We start from the raw sequence: 16,793 nt of genomic DNA on the forward strand, positions 1-16,793 counted from the left end.
GAAAAAGGGCTTCCCTATTTTGCGGGGAAGCCCTTTTCGTTTGTTGCCGCTGTCGAGCGGGCCCTGCGGCGGAGATCCGCCGGCGGAAACTATCCCAGAAACGCCAGGAATGCCTCGACCTGTTCGTGCAGGAGGCAAAGCTGTTCTTCGGTGAAGACGACCTTGTCGGTCTTGAAGGCGTCCATGTTCACGGCGACGCCCGTGCCGCCGCCGGGCATCACGTCCGTGCGCATGAACTCGAGCAGCTCGGTCAGGCGCGCCCGCGAATTGGCCGTGGCGTTTTTGCCGCCGGCGCCGCTGATTGTGACTTTTTTCTTGTACGTCGCGGCGCTCTTGTAATCGCCCTGCACCGTCGGGCGCGAAAGCCAGTCGAGCAAGTTCTTGAGCAGGCCGGGAAAATTGAAGTTGTATTCCGGCGTGACGATCCACACGCCGTCCGCGGCGGCCACGGTCTCGCGGACGCGGCGCACCGTTTCGGGCGCGGGCCATTCGATGTCCTGATTCATGTAGGGGATGTCGTCAAACCGCAGCGTGGAAACGGTGGCTTTCCCTGCCAGTTCGGAAGAGATCACCTGAGCCAGCTGGCGGTTGAAAGAGTTTTTTCTCAGCGAACCGATAACGAGCAGAATGCTGCGCATGAAGTCCCTCCTGCGACCGTTCCGTCGGAAAAATTACAGCGTCAACGAAGGCGCGGCATAAACGCGGGCGAGGAGCTCCTGGTTCAGCGCGTACAGACCCTTGGGATCGGAACCGAAGAGCGAGAACTTTTTGATCAGGTCTTCGGCGTTCTTTTCCTCTTCGCCCTGTTCCTTGACGAACCAGTCGAAGCACTGCATCGTGCGGTAGTCGTTCACGTCGCTGGCGGCTTTGTAGATCGCGTTGATCAGGCCGGTGACGTATTGCTCGTGCTCCAGCGCGAACTTGAGCGGATCGTCGAGTTTTTTGTACACCTTGTCGGGCTTGGCGATCTCGGAGAAGGTGACGAGCTCGCCGTTGTTCTGAAGGTAGGTCCGCATCAGCATGGCGTGGTCGCGCTCTTCCTGCGCCTGCACGTCGTACCAGTGAGCGAAGCCGTCGAGCCCCTGATCGTAATAGTAGTTGGCGAAATCCAGATACAGATACGCCGAGTAGAATTCTTTGTTGACCTGTGTGTTGATCAGTCCTTTGACTTTTGCATCCAACATGATATTTTCCCCCTTGAAATTTTGAAGCGATTCGAAAGAACGCCGCGATCCCCGCGGCATGTTAAGTATAGCATCTTTGTCGGAGTTTGCAACATCGCAAGACACCGCGGCGTGCCGAGCCGGCCGAACGATCCATCGTTTTCGACGGAGATCGGCGCGCCTGCCGGAGTCGCGGTTTTTGACGGAGAGGGAGACTTTCGTTGTTATAACAACATACATGCCGAGCTGTTCATGATACATTACGGACAGAAAGGGAAAAAAATTGGCCGCGAGGAGGCTGAACGTGATGAATCGAGCGTTTTCCATCGCCGAAGAGCATCCGCCCAGAGACGGCATGACGATCTCCACCATGTCGGGCATTCGGTCGGAAACGAAGATCTCGTACTTTTCGCTGGGACGGGGAACCGACATCAGCGCCGGGAGCTATCCGACGGAGATGCTCTGCATCGGCGCCGGCGGCACAGGACGCTTTGCGCTCGGAGCCGGAGCGGACGGAAAGGAAATCGAACTCGGCGAGGGCGAAGCGCTGATCGTGCCGAAAAACACCCTGTGCGGGAGTGCGACGCGGGAAGGATTCGTTTACACGGAAGTGATTGCGAAAGGAGAATTGCAGATGAACGAAGCGCTCAAAGCGGGCGAAGTTTTCAGGCTGGCGGATCTGGTGCCGTATGAAAAAGGCAGCGTCGTCAACATGGACGTGGTCTCCAACGAGGGATTCAAGTTCGTGGTCATGGCGTTCGACGAGGGCACTGGCCTTTCGCCGCACCGCGCGCCGGGCGACGCGCTGATCTTCGCGTTGGAAGGCAGAGGCGTGATCGGCTACGAGGGGCAGGATTACCCGATCGGGGCCGGCGAAAATTTCCGCTTCGCCAAAGGCGGCCTGCACAGCGTCACGGCGAACGGCAAGTTCAAGATGGCGCTGCTTTTGACCTTGAAGTGAAAAGCGCCGCCGGAGGAGAACGAAGATGAGCTACGAAGCGTGGCGGGACAAGACGAACGGCTTCCGCAAAGTGGACGTGCGCCACGTGCAGGGAAATTTCGCCGCCGGACTGATCCAGGCGGCGTCCCGGCTCGAAGTGGGCGAGGGGCTGGAGATTGTGCAGACGTTCGAGCCGCATCCGCTGTACGCGGCTTTGGAGGATCTCGGCTTTGAACATCACACGGAACAGACCGCCGAGACGGAGTTCCACGTGTTTTTCTGCCGCACGGAGAAAAAGGAGGGCGAAGAAGCGCCGTTTCGGCCGCTGGCGCTCCTGAATTACCCGATGATCGACGAGAAGCTCGGCAAGATCGCCGTGGATTTCTGGGAGACCACCTGGCAAAGCCCCAGGCGGACGCTGCCGTACGAGACACGGCTGCTCCTGTCCCTCGCCAACGCGGTCGGCGCCGGAAGGATGCGGCAGGCCTCCCGCGAGCTGGTCAAAGCCTATGTGCACGGCCTCGACTCCGCGGCGCTGGACGACGTCTTCGAGCTGCTGGCGTGGAATCAGGGCATCGGCTTTTTCAGCTCCGAGATCGGACCGTCGCCGCTGTTTCAGGCCTACAAACTGATCAAGACGCAGGAAAGACAGGGCAAAGAACGGAGCGAGATCTGCCGCGCGCTGAAAGAGAAGTTCGGCGAGAAGAATCCCGAGATCGGCGTCATGTAAGTGTCGTTTGCGGGCAGAACTCCGTTTTTAAGGAAAGGAGACGCGCGTGAGAAAACACGTCAAAAACAACGTAAGCTGGGTGGGGCACATCGACTGGGAGCTGGAGCGCTTTCACGGGGACGATTATTCCATCGTGAACGGTTCCAGCCAGAATGCCTACCTGATCGAGGAGGAGAAGACGGCCCTGATCGATACCGTATGGACGCCGCACCGCTTCGATTTCGTCGAGAATCTGAAAAAAGAAGTCGACCTGAAGAAGATCGATTTCATCGTCGCCAACCACGGCGAGTGCGATCACTCAGGCTCGCTGACGGCGCTGATGGATGAGATCCCGGACACGCCCATCTACTGCACGGCCAATGCGGTCAAGAGCATCGAAGGGCAGTACGGCGCGCGCGGCTGGAACTTCCGCGTGGTGAAGACGGGCGACAGCGTCGATATCGGCAACGGCAAGAAACTGATCTTCGTGGAGATGCGCATGCTCCATTGGCCCGACTCCATGGCGACCTACCTGACCGGCGACAACATCCTTTTTTCCAACGACGCGTTCGGCCAGCATTATGCGGTGGAGGAACTGTTCAACGACAAGGCGGATCAGTGTCTGCTGGACAAGGAATCCATGAAGTACTTCGCCAACATCCTCAATCCTTTTGCGGCGATCCTGGCCAAAAAGCTGGAAGAGATCGGCGCGCTGAACCTCCCGATCGAGATGATCGCCCCTTCCCACGGCGCGGTCTGGCGCCAGGAACCGCTGCAGATCGTCGCGAAATACGCGAAGTGGGCGGGCGCGTATCGGGAAGATCAGATCACGGTCGCATACGACACCATGTGGGAGGGCACCGCGAAGATCGCCCACAGGATCGCGGACGAAGTGCACCGGCAAAGTCCCGATACCGTGGTGAAAGTCTTCAACATCGCGAAGGCGGACAAGAACGAGGTCATGACGGAAGTCTTCCGCTCGAAAGCCATCGCCGTCGGCTCTCCGACGGTATCGGGCGGCATCCTTTCGAGCGTGGCGGGCTGGCTGGAATTTCTCAAACAGCTGAAGTTCAGGAACAAGAAGGCCGCGGCCTTCGGATGCTACGGCTGGAGCGGCGAGTCCGTCAAAGTTCTGCGGGAGCGCCTGAAAGACGCGGGCTTCGACGTGATCGATGAAAACGTGCGTTCTCTTTGGAATCCCGGAGAGGAAGATTTCGCCGCCGTTCCCGCTCTGGCGGAAAAGCTTCTTGGGGGACCGGCGGCACCAGCGTAAAAGGGATTTCGAAGTATCGCGGGGAAAAAACGAAAAGGGGGATCCGAAAATGAAATATGTTGTGAATGAGAGCTGTATCGGCTGCGGGCTTTGCGCGACGACCTGTCCGGAGGTCTTTTCCATGACCGACGCGGGCGTCGCCGCGGCGATCGCGGAAGAAGTCGCGGAAGAGAACCGCGGCAGCGCGGCGGAAGCGCGCGAAAACTGTCCGGTCGGCGCGATCGAGGAGGTCTGACGATGGAGCGTAAAATGTTCTGCTACCAGTGTCAGGAAACCGCGGGGGGAAAGGGCTGCACCGTTTGCGGCGTGTGCGGGAAGAAACCCGACGTGGCGGCCATGCAGGACCTTCTGATCTACGTGACGAAAGGGCTTTCCTGCGTCGCGGACCGACTTCGCCGCGAGGGACAGCGCGTCGGCAAAGAGGCGAACCATCTCGTGACGATGAACCTCTTCGTGACGATCACGAACGCGAACTTCGACCGTCAGGCGATCATCGAAAGAATCCGGGAAACCCTGGACGTGAAGCGGAAGCTCCTGAATCAGGCGGGAGACGTGTCGGGGCTGCCCCAAGCGGCGCTCTGGCACGGCGACGTCGGCGAATTCGACGCTCAGGCCGCCGAAGTCGGCGTGCTTGCCACCGGGAACGAAGACATTCGCAGCCTGCGGGAACTGATCACGTACGGCCTCAAGGGACTGGCGGCCTATTCCAAGCACGCGAACGCGCTTTTGCAGGACAACGAAGACGTGGACGCCTTCATCCAGCGCGCTCTGGCCAAGACGCTCGACGACAGCCTGACGGTGAACGACCTTGTGGCGCTGACCCTCGAGACCGGAAAGTACGGAGTCGACGGCATGGCGCTTCTCGACAAGGCCAACACCGAGGCTTACGGCCATCCGGAGATTACGGCGGTCGACATCGGCGTGCGGAAAAATCCCGGCATCCTGATCTCCGGCCACGATCTGAGAGATCTCGAAATGCTGCTGGAACAGACAGCGGGGACGGGCGTGGACGTGTACACGCACTCCGAGATGCTTCCCGCCCATTACTATCCCGCGTTCAAGAAATACCCGCACTTTGCCGGCAACTACGGCAACGCCTGGTGGAAACAGAAAGAGGAGTTCGAGAAGTTCCGCGGCCCCGTTCTGATGACGACGAACTGCGTCGTGCCGCCCGCGGACAGCTACAGAGACCGCCTTTGGACGACCGGCGCCACGGGCGTTCCCGGCTGCAAACACATCGGCGGCGCCTACGGCGAGACCAAGGACTTTTCGGCGCTCATCGAACAGGCGAAAAAGTGCCCTCCGCCCGAGGAGATCGAAGCGGGCCGCATCGTCGGCGGCTTCGCGCACGAACAGGTGTTCGCGCTTGCCGATAAAGTCGTGGACGCGGTCAAATCCGGCGCGATCAGGAAGTTTGTGGTCATGGCGGGCTGCGACGGACGGATGAAGTCCAGAGAGTACTACACGGAATTTGCACGCAAGCTTCCCAAGGACGTGGTGATTTTGACCGCCGGATGCGCCAAGTACAAATACAACAAGCTGGACCTGGGAGACATCGGCGGCATCCCGAGAGTTCTGGACGCCGGGCAGTGCAACGATTCCTACTCGCTGGCGCTGATCGCCCTGAAGCTGAAGGAGATCTTCGGGCTGAACGATATCAACGACCTGCCGCTGGCGTTCAACATCGCCTGGTACGAGCAGAAAGCCGTCATCGTCCTGCTGGCGCTGCTGCATTTGGGCGTCAAGAACATCCATCTGGGGCCGACGCTCCCGGCGTTCCTGTCGCCGAACGTGGCCGACGTGCTGGTCAAGAATTTCGGCATCGCGGGCATCGGCACGGTGGACGACGATCTGAAGCTGTTTTTCGGTTAATGAGGCGAAAAGCGGCGTAAGGACGAACACAGGACGCAAGACCTTGTTCCGTGAAAAACCGGCACGAAAGTCATCTGAAAAGTTAAGATGAGGATCGTGCCGGCTTTTCTTTTTCGCCGCTGGTCGCCGAAAATGGCTGTCTTCAAATTTCAATGAAAAACGATGAGAGTGTACTTGAGGTTTCTTCTTGAAGGGGAAGAGAGTAGAATAATATAAACAGAACGAGTTTCTCTGTTTGAAAAAAGCGCTGCGAGGCGCTCGTCCTGCGGGCGTTTTATGGCATGGCCAAGGGGAGACCAAGCGGCCCATTGGGATTGGCGGGGGAGTCCAAAATGAAGGGAAACAAGATCGACAAGGAGGGGGCAACATGTCGGAGATCGAACTGAGCGCGAAAAAACTTGGATTCGGACTGATGCGGCTGCCGAAAAACGGCGAAGCGATCGACATCGAACAGGTAAAAAAGATGGTGGATCTCTTTATGGCGGGCGGCTTTACGTATTTCGACACGGCCTGGGCCTATCCCGGCTCGGAAGACGCGATCCGTCAGGCGCTCGTCGAACGCTATCCGCGCGAAAAGTTCACGCTCGCCACGAAAAACGCCGCCTGGATCAACTGCCAGAGCCGGGAAGACGCCGTCGGCCAGTTCGAGACGTCGCTGAAACAGACCGGCGCCGGTTATTTCGATTTCTATCTGCTCCACAACCTCGGCGAGGGCAGAACCCATTTCTTCGACGACTTCGAGATGTGGAACTTCGTGCAGGAGAAGAAAGTGGAAGGAAAAATCAGGCACGCCGGCTTCTCCTTCCATTCCACGCCGGAGGAGCTGGACGCCATTTTGCAAGCCCATCCCGAAGCGGAATTCGTGCAGCTGCAGATCAACTACGCCGATTGGGAAAATCCGCGCATTCAATCGCGGGCCTGTTACGAGACGGCCAGAAAACACGGGAAGCCCGTCGTCATCATGGAGCCCGTCAAGGGCGGCCTTTTGGCCAGCCCGCCGAAAGCCGTCGAGCGCGTGCTCAAAAGCGCCGACGCCCAAGCTTCCTGCGCTTCGTGGGCCATCCGCTTCGCCGCCAGCCTGGACGGAGTGATCGCCGTGCTGTCCGGCATGAGCAACGTGGAGCAGATGAAGGACAACATTTCCTACATGACGGATTTCAATCCGCTGACGGAAGCCGAGCGGCGCGTCGTCGCCAAAGCCCGGGAAACGCTGGACGCCTTGCCGATGATCCCCTGCACGAGCTGCAATTACTGCGCGGAAGTGTGCCCGCAGAACATCGGCATTTCCGGTTCCTTCACGGCGCTGAACTTGCTGAACATTTACGGCAACTACAACTACGCCGAAGGCCAGGAGAAATGGCTCGTGGAGCGTCACGGCAAATCCCGCGCCAACGAATGCGTCCAGTGCGGCAGCTGCGAGCAGGTCTGCCCGCAGCACATCAAGATCCGCGACAACCTCGTGAAGGTCGTGGAAGCTTTTCACATCGCCTGATGCCCGGGAGTGGGGCGCGGTCCCCTGCGGAAAAACTGGTCGGGCTCGCCATCTTGCGAACGTCGGCGCTTTAGCGTATAATAGCCACGTTTTGCGGGTGTAGCTCAGTTGGTAGAGCATCAGCTTCCCAAGCTGAGGGTCGCGAGTTCGAGCCTCGTCACCCGCTCCAATTTTGACGGAACCACTGGAACGCGCAAAAGAGCGGCGACCTTTTAAAAAAGGTCGCCGCTCTTTTGCGCGCGTCTGCCGTGTGGCGGCCGTAAAAACATGAAATTTCGTTTTGGATGATGATCTGTGTTTTTGAGATCTATGTTATTGGTAAATGAACTAATTGAGCAAATCATTGCTTATTACTCAAAGGTTATAAAGCTCCGGCTTTTTCCATGAAAATTGAATATGAAAACCGCTCAATTCTAAATTTGTGATTATTGACACATCATGCGTAAAAATCTAAAATTATAAGAACTTGGGCCTGCGAGAATGTACCGCGAGGCCCCTGTATCTTGCCGTGTCCTGCGGGAACGCAACGGCGATACCGTTTTTCCGGCAGACCGCAGTGCTTTATGGGGCACGACGGCCCATTTAATTTCGGCAATGACTGCGATATTTTGCAGTGTTTTGCGACTGAAAAACAAAGGAGGTGAACGCATGTCTACCAATCTGACCGACGAGATCAGGAGCGTCGAAGCGGCGGCGGCCCAAAAAGTGGCCGACGCCAAAGCGGAAGCGCAGGATCTGGTTATCAGGACTCGCAACTCAGCGGCCCTTCGTGTAAAAGAAGCCAAACAGGCTCATTTCCGCGAGTATCGTTCCCGCCTCGCTCAGGTGGAAGCGGAAGCGGCCGAAACGGCCGCTCAGGCGGTGGAACAGGGCAAGACCGAAGCTCGACAGTTTGTCGAGTCTCACGAAGATGCGGTAAAGAAAACGGCTCAATGGTTAGCCGAAGAGGTGGTGTCTCAATATGGCCGTTGCTCGCGTTAAAAAGATCGAACTGTACGTGCACCGGACGGCCGTCGAAGAGGTTCTGTCGGTGCTTCAGGAGCGGGGGATCACTGAGATTTCCGCTGCGGCGAGGAGCTCCGCAGAGGAGCCTTCCGCCCATCCGGCGCGAAGCGGCCGGGATTACGCGCCCGCTCTGAACGACGTGAATTATCTCACCCGCTACCTTGCGCCTTACTATAAAGATCCTGTCGGGACGTTGGGACGTATGCTGGGCGAACGCGACGACGTCAGCGTGGAAAAGCTGGCCGCATTGGCCGACAAAGTCGACGCCGGCAATCTGGCGGCGGAAGCCCGCAAGCGCGAACGCCGTCTGACGGAGCTGCGCTCCGACATGCAGCAGATCAAAAGTTTGCAGCAGACTTTGTCGGGGCTGGGCAATTTTGAACCGCCCCTCTCCATGATTACGGAAGGCAGCCAGATGGTGGCCGGGTTTTTGGGTACGGGGCGCGCCGAAAATTTGCAGGAATGGAAAAACGCGGTGGAGGAAACTTTGGGCGCCGACGCGGAGTGTCGTGTCTGGCTCCCTCCCAAGGGAAGCCGCGATCCCGCCTGGGGCAGCGTGTTCTACCTGCGCGCGTTCGAGGACAAACTTTCGGAGCTTTGCCTGAAACACAGCGTCACGAAGATTGATCTGCCTTCTTCCCTGACGGGAACCGTCGCCGAAGAGCAGAAAAAACTCTCGGACAAACTGGCCGCTCTCGGGCAGGAAGAGAAGTATTTCGTCAATTGGCTTCAGACTTTTACCGACGCTCATATGGACGAGATCCGCCGCCTCGGCGATTACTTGACGATCATGAAAACGCGCCAGGACGCCGAGGACGAAAGCGAGCGCACCGAACAGGTCGTCCTGCTGCGGGGCTGGGTCCCCGACAGCAAAGCCGCGGAACTCAAACAAATCCTCGTCCCGTACGAAAAGGACATCGATCTGCAGCTTTCGGATCCGGCGGAGGACGACGATCCCCCCATCGTGCTGGAGAACAGGAACTGCGCGAAACCGTTCGAGATGCTGACCATGCTGTACGGCGCGCCCGTGTACGGTTCGGTCGATCCGTCGTTCCCGATGATGCCGTTTTTCCTGCTGTTTTTCGGCATGTGCTACGCCGACGCGGGCTACGGCATCGTGATCACGGCCATCGCCGTGTACTTCCTCAAAAAGTACCGGAAAATGCCCGAAGGCATCAAGCGGGCCCTGATCCTCGTGAAGTATTGCGGTATTGCCACGGTCATTTATGGCGCCATCACAGGCAGCTGGATGGGCGACATGATCGACGCCTTCCCATTCCTGGGCTTCCTGCGGCCGGTGAAGAATCTGGCGACGCTGCTCGAACCCATGAAGGACCCCATGCTGTTGCTGGGCATTTCGCTGGCGCTCGGCATCGTCCACATCTATTACGGTATCCTGCTTGCCGCTTACGCCAATGTCAAAAAACGCCGCTGGTTCGCCGCCTGCGCCGATCAGGGCGGCTGGCTGCTGCTCCTGACGGGGCTGTTGATCTTCGGCGTCGGCGCCTTTGCGGCGCCCGGAGTAGAGCCGTTGGGTAAAAATATGGCGATTGCCGGCGCTGTGGTTTTGATTTTGACGCAGGGACGCGAGAAGAAAGGCTTGGTCGGCAAGTTCGTTTCCGGCGTGCTGAGCCTGTACAACGTCACCAGCTATCTGGGCGACGTGCTCAGCTACAGCCGTCTGCTCGCGCTTGGGCTGGTCGGCGGCGCTGTGGCGATGATCATCAACCTGATGTCCAAGCTCTGCGGCGGCACCGCTTACGTGGGCTGGATCCTGGCGCTGCTGATCTTCTTCGGCGGACATGTTTTCAGCATGGTGATCAACATCCTGGGAGCGTTCGTCCACCCGCTGCGACTGCAATACGTGGAATTCTTCGGCAAGTTTTACAGCAGCGGCGGGACGGCGTTCGATCCCTTCTGCTACAGATCGAACTATGTCAACGTGACTGGCCGCAAGGAAGCTTAGCTCCGGCGCCGGTTGAAAATTACCCAAACTTTGAGGGGAGTGTCGTTTTATGGATTATCTTGGTATCGCTTTTGTTGTGCTTGGTGCGGCTCTGGCCGCCGGTATGGCGGGCATCGGTTCGGCTATTGGCGTCGGTATCGCCGGCGAAGTCGGCGCGGGCGTGATGACCGAGGACCCCGGCAAGTTCGGTCTTGTCCTGATGCTGCAGGCGCTGCCCGGAACGCAGGGCATTTACGGCCTGCTGATCGCCTTCTTTGCCATGCTGAAGGTCGGCCTGGTCGGCGGTTCGGCCGTTCCCTGCGACTGGGTGCACGGTCTGGCCGTCATGTTCGCCTGCCTGCCTATCGCTTTGGGCGGATGGATCTCCGCCATTTCGCAGGGTAAAACTTCGGCCGCCTGCATTCAGATGATCGCCAAGCAGCCCGGCGAAGCCGGTAAGGCCGTTATCCTCCCGGCCATGGTCGAGACGTACGCGGTGCTTGCCCTCCTCGTCAGCATTCTTCTGATGAACGGCATCAGCCTGTAAGCCTGGTCCGGACCATGGCACTCGCTGACATCAGGAAAAAAATCGAACAGGACGCGGCCAATGAAGCCGCGAAACTGCTCGACGAGGCCCGAAAGCAGGCCGACGTCCTGAACGCGGACGCCGACGCCGAAATTTCCAAAAGCAAGAAATATTACGACGGCCTGTATGCTGCCGAAGCTCCCGAAGTACGCCGCCGCGCCCAGATCATCGCGAATCTGGACGTGAAAAAACTGCGTCTCGGCGCCAAGCAGGAGCTGATCGGCCGCAGTTTCGACGGCGCGCTGGCGCGCCTCTGCAAATTGGCCGGCGACAAATATCTCGCGTTCATGGAAAAGCTTCTCGATCAGGCGGTCAGCAGCGGCGACGAGGAACTGCTGGCGGCCGCCGGCGAGAAACGTATCGATCAGGCCTGGCTCGATAAGTACAACGCCTCCCGGGGCAGAAAGCTGACGCTTTCCGCCGAAAAAACGGACATCAAGGGCGGCTTTATCCTTCGCAAAGGCAGAATCAGCACGAACTGCTCGCTGGAAACCCTGATCCACTGGCTCAAGGACGAACTGGAGTCCGACGTCGTCAAACGACTGTTTGACGCGGAGTAAGGTGGTGTGATCATGGCCCCGAAGGAGCGGTATGGTTACGCTGTAGCGCGTCTGAGGGCGCTTGAGAACCGTCTGCTTGATGAGTCTGTCCTCCAGCGGATGATCGACTGCGATACGCTGGAGGCGGCTTTAAAAGTTCTCGGGGAAACTCCCTATTCGGCCTGGCTGATGGAGCTCAAATCGCCGCTGGAATTCGACCGGGCGATCGAGGCGGAACTTCATCACAGTTATACGGAAATCGAGACGTTTGTTCCCGACGGGGAGCTGGTCGGTCTGCTGCGCCTGGTCTACGACGTGCATAACGTCAAGACGCTGCTGAAAAGCCAGTTCCTGACGGCTCAGGGAGAAAAACGCCGTCTCGACCTGCTCACTTCTCTCGGTACCATCGACACGGACCGGCTGATCCTGGCCATCGAAGGAGAGGAGTACTGGGAGCTTCCGTACGGATTCAACCAAGCGATCCCCGAGGCCCTCGCAGTCTGGGAGCAGACGCACAACGCCCTTGCGGCGGAGAAGATCCTCGACGGCGTGTATTTCAAAGCGCTGCGGGAGCTTTCCGCCAAGCTGGGTATGGAGCAGGTGGAAAAATGGGTTCGCGCCCGCATCGACGGCGAGAATCTGAAAACGCTCCTGCGCCTTTCGCGCATCGACATGGATCACGGAACGGCCGCTTCTTTCCTTCACGAAGGCGGTTCGCTTCCGATCAACCGGCTGACGCCGCTCGTGACCGAGCCGGTGGAAAACTGGGGGCGTCTGTTGGCTTTCGCCGACATCGGCGCGCTGCTGGCCCCCTTCTCGGAAGGAGAGAGCTTCAACAGCCTTCTCGTGCAGTACGAGAAGGAGCTGGACAATTTCATCACCGGCGTGATCGCCGAGAGCCGTTTCGGCGCGTTCGAGCCGGGCAACGTGGTCCGTTACCTCTGGACCAAAGAGATCGAAGCCAAAAACTTGCGGGTGGTGCTCGTTTCCGTCGCCAACGGAGTCGAGAAGGACGCCATAAGGGGGTTGTTGCGCAATGTCCGCTGACGCTGGCAGAAAAAAAATGGCGGCCGTAGGAAGCTACGATACCGTACTTCCCTTTCAGGCCGTCGGCGTGCGCCCCTTTCCCGTCGAGAACGACGAAGAAATTGCCGAAACCGTGAACCGTCTGGCCCGTGAAGACTACGGCGTGATTTTCGTCGAAGAGCGGCAGTTCGTCGCTCAGGCTTCTTTGATCGACCGGCTCGTTCAGGAATACGCGGCCAGCATCATTCCCATCCCCGGGATCCGCGGATCCATCGGCGTGGGGCTGAGCGCGGTGCGCAGCAGCGTCGAGCGGGCGGTCGGCATGGATATTTTCTCAGAGAAATAGTGAATTCACCTGGAGGCGATTGTTTTGGCCACGGATAAAAGTGTAAAGGGCACGATCGAACGTATATCCGGACCTCTGGTCGTCGCGAAGGGGATGACCGGCGCGAGCATGTACGAAGTGGCGCGTGTCGGCGACATCGGCCTGGTCGGAGAAATCATCGAACTCAACGGTGATCTCGCCTCGATCCAGGTCTACGAGGAGACATCCGGTCTCCGTCCCGGCGAGCCCGTCGTGGGCACCGGCGAACCCCTGAGCGTTGAACTCGGTCCCGGTCTTATCGAACAGTTTTATGACGGCATTCAGCGTCCTCTGAAGGCGATCGAAGAAGCGTCCAAGAGCGTCTTCATCGCCAGAGGCATCAGCGTTTCCGCGCTCGATCACGAGAAACTCTGGCAGTTCGAGCCGAAAGTTTCCGTCGGCGACGAAGTGAGCGAGGGCGACATCCTCGGCGTCGTCCAGGAAACCGTGCTTGTGGAGCACCGCATCATGGTTCCCAATGGAATCAAGGGCAAGGTCGTTTCCGTCGAGTCTGGCGAGTTCAACGTTGACGCCGTGATCGCCGTGATCGACGACGGCAAGGAGAAACACGGCGTTTCCATGCTGCGCCGCTGGCCCGTGCGCCGCGGCCGCCCCGTTGCCCGCAAGCTGCCGCCCGTCACGCCGCTGACGACCGGCCAGCGCGTCGTCGACACGTTCTTCCCCATCGCCATGGGAGGCACGGCCTGCGTCCCCGGCCCGTTCGGATCGGGCAAGACGGTCATCCAGCACCAGCTCGCCAAGTGGGCCGAAGCTCAGATCGTCGTCTATATCGGCTGCGGCGAGCGCGGCAATGAGATGACCGACGTTCTGCGCGAGTTCCCCGAGCTGAAGGATCCCCGTTCCGGCCAGCCGCTGATGAAGCGCACCGTGCTGATCGCGAACACGTCAAACATGCCGGTCGCGGCCCGCGAAGCCAGCGTTTACACGGGGATTTCCATCGCCGAGTACTATCGCGACATGGGTTATTCCGTGGCGCTGATGGCCGACTCCACCAGCCGCTGGGCCGAAGCTCTGCGCGAGATGTCCGGCCGTCTGGAAGAAATGCCCGGCGAAGAAGGCTATCCCGCCTATCTGGGCACGCGCCTCGCTTCGTTCTACGAGCGCGCCGGCCGTGCCATTTGTCTCGGCGGCGACGGCCGCGAGGGCTCGGTTTCCGTCATCGGGGCCGTTTCGCCTCCCGGCGGCGACCTTTCCGAACCTGTCACGCAGAACACGCTGCGCGTGACCAAGGTCTTCTGGGGACTGGACTCCAATCTGGCTTATCAGCGCCACTTCCCGGCCATCAACTGGCTGAACAGCTACTCGCTCTACACCAACAAGCTCGACGAGTACTGGGACGCCAAGTTCGACGCCGAGTGGACGCCCGCGCGCGTCGAAGCCATGACTCTGCTCGAAGAAGAGTCCTCGCTGAAGGAAATCGTGCAGCTGGTCGGCATGGACGCCCTTTCGCGCAACGAGCGCATGACCATGGAAACGGCCAAGTCGCTGCGCGAAGACTTCCTGCACCAGAACGCCTTCAACGACGTGGACACGTACACGTCCATGGAAAAACAGTTCAAAATGCTTTCGACGATCCTCAAGTTCCATCACGCCGGACTGGAAGCCCTGCAGAGCGGCGCCGAGATGAACAAGCTGTTCAACCTGCCCGTGCGCGAGAAGATCGCCCGCATGGGGCTGGTCGGCGAGCAGGAACTCGAAAAGATCGACGCGCTCGAAGGCGAAATGAGAGACGAAATTGCCCAGCTTCTCGCGTCAGGAGGCGATAAATAATGAACCTGCCAGTTGAATACAGAACCGTAAGCAGCCTTGCGGGCCCCCTTCTGGTCGTCGAGAGCGTCAAGGAAGTTCCCTACGATTCTCTGGTCGAAGTCGCGCTGCCCGACGGCTCCCGCCGCCGCGGCAAAGTGCTGGAGACCGATTCCGGCCGCGCCGTCGTGCAGGTTTTCGAGGGCACCGACGGCCTCGACGTCGACACGGCTTCCGTCACCTTCCTCGGCAAATCGCTGGAACTGCCCGTCTCCGAAGACATGCTCGGCCGCGTCTTCAACGGCCGCGGCGATCCCATCGACGGCGGCGCGCCCATCATCGCCGAGAAAAACATCGACGTGAACGGACTGGCCATGAATCCCTACTCGCGCGACTATCCCGACGAGTTCATCCAGACCGGCATCAGCACCATCGACGGCATGAACCCCATGGTCCGCGGCCAGAAGCTGCCCATTTTCTCCGCTTCTGGACTGCCGCACAACCGCATGGCCGCCCAGCTGGCCCGCCAGGCCAACGTCATCGGCGGCGGCAGCGAAAAGTTCGCCGTTGTTTTCGCCGCCATGGGAATTACCTTCGAGGAAGCCGCTTTCTTCATGGAAGACTTCCGCAAGACCGGCGCCCTCGACCGCACCGTCATGTACATTAACCTCGCCAACGACCCCGCCGTCGAGCGCATCTACACGCCCAAGCTGGCGCTGACCGCCGCCGAGTATCTGGCGTTCGAGAAGAACATGCACGTGCTGGTCATTCTCACCGACTTGACGAACTACTGCGAGGCCCTGCGCGAGATCTCCGCCGCCCGCAAGGAAGTTCCCGGCCGCCGCGGCTATCCCGGCTACCTCTATACCGACCTCGCCACCATGTACGAGCGCGCCGGCCGCGTCAAGGGCAGCACCGGCTCCATCACCCAGGTGCCCATCCTCACCATGCCCGAAGACGACAAGACCCACCCCATCCCCGACCTCACCGGCTACATCACCGAGGGGCAGATCATCCTCAGCCGCAACCTGCACCGCACCGGCATCTATCCGCCCGTGGACGTGATGCCCTCGCTGTCGCGACTGAAGGACAAGGGCATCGGCGAAGGCAAGACCCGCGAGGATCACGCCGACTTGATGAACCAGCTCTTCGCCGCCTACGCCCGCGGCAAGGAAGCCAAGGAACTGGCCGTCATCCTCGGCGAAGGCGCCCTGAGCGACGACGACAAGGCGTTCGCCACGTTCGCTTCGCGCTTCGAGGACGAGTACGTCCGTCAGGGCGAATACGAGAACCGCGCCGTCGAGACGACCCTCGGGCTGGGCTGGAAACTCCTGAACATGGTTCCCGTTAAGGAACTGAAACGCGTCAAGGACAAGTACATCCAGAAATACCTGATGCCGCTGAAGGAAAAAGAAAACTCAGAGGAAAAGGCGTAGGGGAGGGGGATCGCAATGGCACGCGTGAACGTGAACCCCAACCGAATGGAGCTTTCGCGGCTCAAGAAACGTCTCGCCGTCGCCCAGCGCGGCCATAAGCTGCTCAAGGACAAACAGGACGCCCTGATCAAAGCCTTCCTCGAAAAAGCCCGCGCGGTCAAAGCCGCCCGCGAGAAAGTCGAGAGCGAGCTCATCTCGTGCTACCGCAGCTTCCTCATGGCCCGCGCCCAGACCTTGCCGGCCATGCTCGAACAGGCTCTGATGATCTCCGGCAGCACCTGCACCCTCGACGTCGCCACGCGCAACGTCATGAGCGTCATCGTGCCCGAGTACGAAGTCCATCAGGAGGGCAGCACCTTCAACTATGGCATGGCGACCACGCCGGCCAGTCTCGACGTGGCCCTCGAAGACTTTTCCAAAGTCATTCCCGGGCTGCTCCAGCTCGCCGCCGACGAAAAGGCCGTCGCTCTGATGTCGACCGAAATCGAGCGCACCCGCCGTCGCGTCAACGCCCTCGAGCATGTCATGATCCCCAACTACGCCGAGACGATCAAATACATCTCGATGAAGCTGGACGAACAGGCCCGCTCGACCACCAGCCAGCTGATGAAAGTCAAGGAGATCGTCAGCCAGCACTAAAGCGGCGAAAACAGAAGCACGAAAAAANATACTACTA

General features: G+C 59.4%; 17 protein-coding genes and 1 tRNA gene. 16 read left to right on the top strand and 2 right to left on the bottom strand.

From position 1 onward, the window contains the following. Nucleotides 1-89 precede the first annotated feature (89 nt). Both HMPREF7215_RS09735 and HMPREF7215_RS09740 read right to left on the bottom strand, forming a co-directional pair. The gene (locus HMPREF7215_RS09735) at nt 90-638 is read right to left on the bottom strand and encodes an NADPH-dependent FMN reductase (protein WP_009165687.1); all 549 of its coding nucleotides are present in this window, start codon (nt 636-638) and stop codon (nt 90-92) included. Nucleotides 639-671: 33 nt separating this feature from the next. Next, on the bottom strand, nt 672-1,184 hold the full coding sequence (locus HMPREF7215_RS09740; protein ID WP_040551101.1) for a ferritin: 513 nt from the start codon (nt 1,182-1,184) through the stop codon (nt 672-674). Between the two features lie 286 nt (nt 1,185-1,470). Here HMPREF7215_RS09740 and HMPREF7215_RS09745 point away from each other — a divergent pair, with 286 nt between their 5' ends. The 16 genes from HMPREF7215_RS09745 (at nt 1,471) to HMPREF7215_RS09820 (ending at nt 16,756) form a co-directional block, all read left to right on the top strand. Continuing rightward, nucleotides 1,471-2,124, top strand: a complete 654-nt coding sequence (locus tag HMPREF7215_RS09745; protein WP_040551099.1) for a cupin domain-containing protein — start codon at nt 1,471-1,473, stop codon at nt 2,122-2,124. 25 nt (nt 2,125-2,149) lie between these two features. Continuing rightward, on the top strand, nt 2,150-2,833 hold the full coding sequence (locus tag HMPREF7215_RS09750) for a DUF2249 domain-containing protein (RefSeq protein WP_009165690.1): 684 nt from the start codon (nt 2,150-2,152) through the stop codon (nt 2,831-2,833). 46 nt (nt 2,834-2,879) lie between these two features. Then, the gene (locus HMPREF7215_RS09755; protein ID WP_009165691.1) at nt 2,880-4,085 is read left to right on the top strand and encodes an oxygen-binding di-iron domain-containing protein; all 1,206 of its coding nucleotides are present in this window, start codon (nt 2,880-2,882) and stop codon (nt 4,083-4,085) included. Nucleotides 4,086-4,134: 49 nt separating this feature from the next. Then, nucleotides 4,135-4,320 (top strand): ferredoxin, encoded by a 186-nt coding sequence (locus tag HMPREF7215_RS14080; RefSeq protein ID WP_040551100.1) that lies wholly within the window; start codon nt 4,135-4,137, stop codon nt 4,318-4,320. Between the two features lie 2 nt (nt 4,321-4,322). Beyond that, nucleotides 4,323-5,957: a hydroxylamine reductase gene (hcp, locus tag HMPREF7215_RS09765; RefSeq protein ID WP_009165693.1), complete on the top strand. Its 1,635-nt coding sequence runs from the start codon at nt 4,323-4,325 to the stop codon at nt 5,955-5,957. Nucleotides 5,958-6,324: 367 nt separating this feature from the next. Further along, entirely contained in the window at nt 6,325-7,449 is a 1,125-nt protein-coding gene (locus tag HMPREF7215_RS09770) for an aldo/keto reductase (RefSeq protein WP_009165695.1), read from the top strand. A 93-nt stretch (nt 7,450-7,542) separates the two neighbouring features. Further along, nucleotides 7,543-7,618, top strand: a tRNA-Gly gene (locus tag HMPREF7215_RS09775). A gap of 479 nt (nt 7,619-8,097) precedes the next feature. Next, entirely contained in the window at nt 8,098-8,430 is a 333-nt protein-coding gene (locus HMPREF7215_RS09780; protein ID WP_009165696.1) for a hypothetical protein, read from the top strand. Next, the gene (locus HMPREF7215_RS09785; RefSeq protein WP_009165697.1) at nt 8,411-10,420 is read left to right on the top strand and encodes a V-type ATP synthase subunit I; all 2,010 of its coding nucleotides are present in this window, start codon (nt 8,411-8,413) and stop codon (nt 10,418-10,420) included. Before HMPREF7215_RS09780 ends, HMPREF7215_RS09785 begins: the two co-directional genes overlap by 20 nt. A 49-nt stretch (nt 10,421-10,469) precedes the next feature. Further along, nucleotides 10,470-10,946 carry a V-type ATP synthase subunit K gene (locus HMPREF7215_RS09790; protein WP_009165698.1) on the top strand — a complete coding sequence of 159 codons (477 nt, stop codon included), beginning with the start codon at nt 10,470-10,472 and terminating at the stop codon, nt 10,944-10,946. 14 nt (nt 10,947-10,960) lie between these two features. After that, a complete protein-coding gene (locus HMPREF7215_RS09795) occupies nt 10,961-11,545 on the top strand; it encodes a V-type ATP synthase subunit E (RefSeq protein WP_009165699.1) in 585 nt (194 codons plus the stop codon). Nucleotides 11,546-11,557: 12 nt separating this feature from the next. Beyond that, complete coding sequence (locus HMPREF7215_RS09800) at nt 11,558-12,571, top strand: V-type ATPase subunit (RefSeq protein ID WP_040551102.1); 1,014 nt, start codon at nt 11,558-11,560, stop codon at nt 12,569-12,571. After that, nucleotides 12,561-12,896, top strand: a complete 336-nt coding sequence (locus HMPREF7215_RS09805) for a V-type ATP synthase subunit F (RefSeq protein ID WP_009165701.1) — start codon at nt 12,561-12,563, stop codon at nt 12,894-12,896. The genes HMPREF7215_RS09800 and HMPREF7215_RS09805 overlap by 11 nt, the downstream gene beginning before the upstream one ends. 24 nt (nt 12,897-12,920) lie before the next feature. Continuing rightward, entirely contained in the window at nt 12,921-14,705 is a 1,785-nt protein-coding gene (locus tag HMPREF7215_RS09810; RefSeq protein ID WP_009165702.1) for a V-type ATP synthase subunit A, read from the top strand. Beyond that, the gene (locus tag HMPREF7215_RS09815) at nt 14,705-16,117 is read left to right on the top strand and encodes a V-type ATP synthase subunit B (RefSeq protein ID WP_009165703.1); all 1,413 of its coding nucleotides are present in this window, start codon (nt 14,705-14,707) and stop codon (nt 16,115-16,117) included. Before HMPREF7215_RS09810 ends, HMPREF7215_RS09815 begins: the two co-directional genes overlap by 1 nt. Nucleotides 16,118-16,132: 15 nt before the next feature. Next, nucleotides 16,133-16,756, top strand: coding sequence for a V-type ATP synthase subunit D (locus HMPREF7215_RS09820; RefSeq protein WP_009165704.1), 624 nt, complete (start codon nt 16,133-16,135; stop codon nt 16,754-16,756). Nucleotides 16,757-16,793 lie beyond the last annotated feature (37 nt).

Origin of the sequence: Pyramidobacter piscolens W5455, assembly GCF_000177335.1 — a bacterium.
GTDB classification, from domain to species: Bacteria; Synergistota; Synergistia; order Synergistales; family Dethiosulfovibrionaceae; genus Pyramidobacter; species Pyramidobacter piscolens.

Coding starts and splice junctions, on each gene's coding strand:
- HMPREF7215_RS09735 (WP_009165687.1), bottom strand. CDS start 638: ATGCGCAGCATTCTGCTCGTTATCGGTTCGCTGAGAAAAAACTCTTTC.
- HMPREF7215_RS09740 (WP_040551101.1), bottom strand. CDS start 1,184: ATGTTGGATGCAAAAGTCAAAGGACTGATCAACACACAGGTCAACAAA.
- HMPREF7215_RS09815 (WP_009165703.1), top strand. CDS start 14,705: ATGAACCTGCCAGTTGAATACAGAACCGTAAGCAGCCTTGCGGGCCCC.
- HMPREF7215_RS09805 (WP_009165701.1), top strand. CDS start 12,561: ATGTCCGCTGACGCTGGCAGAAAAAAAATGGCGGCCGTAGGAAGCTAC.
- HMPREF7215_RS14080 (WP_040551100.1), top strand. CDS start 4,135: ATGAAATATGTTGTGAATGAGAGCTGTATCGGCTGCGGGCTTTGCGCG.
- HMPREF7215_RS09780 (WP_009165696.1), top strand. CDS start 8,098: ATGTCTACCAATCTGACCGACGAGATCAGGAGCGTCGAAGCGGCGGCG.
- HMPREF7215_RS09785 (WP_009165697.1), top strand. CDS start 8,411: ATGGCCGTTGCTCGCGTTAAAAAGATCGAACTGTACGTGCACCGGACG.
- hcp (WP_009165693.1), top strand. CDS start 4,323: ATGGAGCGTAAAATGTTCTGCTACCAGTGTCAGGAAACCGCGGGGGGA.
- HMPREF7215_RS09750 (WP_009165690.1), top strand. CDS start 2,150: ATGAGCTACGAAGCGTGGCGGGACAAGACGAACGGCTTCCGCAAAGTG.
- HMPREF7215_RS09820 (WP_009165704.1), top strand. CDS start 16,133: ATGGCACGCGTGAACGTGAACCCCAACCGAATGGAGCTTTCGCGGCTC.
- HMPREF7215_RS09790 (WP_009165698.1), top strand. CDS start 10,470: ATGGATTATCTTGGTATCGCTTTTGTTGTGCTTGGTGCGGCTCTGGCC.
- HMPREF7215_RS09795 (WP_009165699.1), top strand. CDS start 10,961: ATGGCACTCGCTGACATCAGGAAAAAAATCGAACAGGACGCGGCCAAT.
- HMPREF7215_RS09745 (WP_040551099.1), top strand. CDS start 1,471: ATGAATCGAGCGTTTTCCATCGCCGAAGAGCATCCGCCCAGAGACGGC.
- HMPREF7215_RS09770 (WP_009165695.1), top strand. CDS start 6,325: ATGTCGGAGATCGAACTGAGCGCGAAAAAACTTGGATTCGGACTGATG.
- HMPREF7215_RS09800 (WP_040551102.1), top strand. CDS start 11,558: ATGGCCCCGAAGGAGCGGTATGGTTACGCTGTAGCGCGTCTGAGGGCG.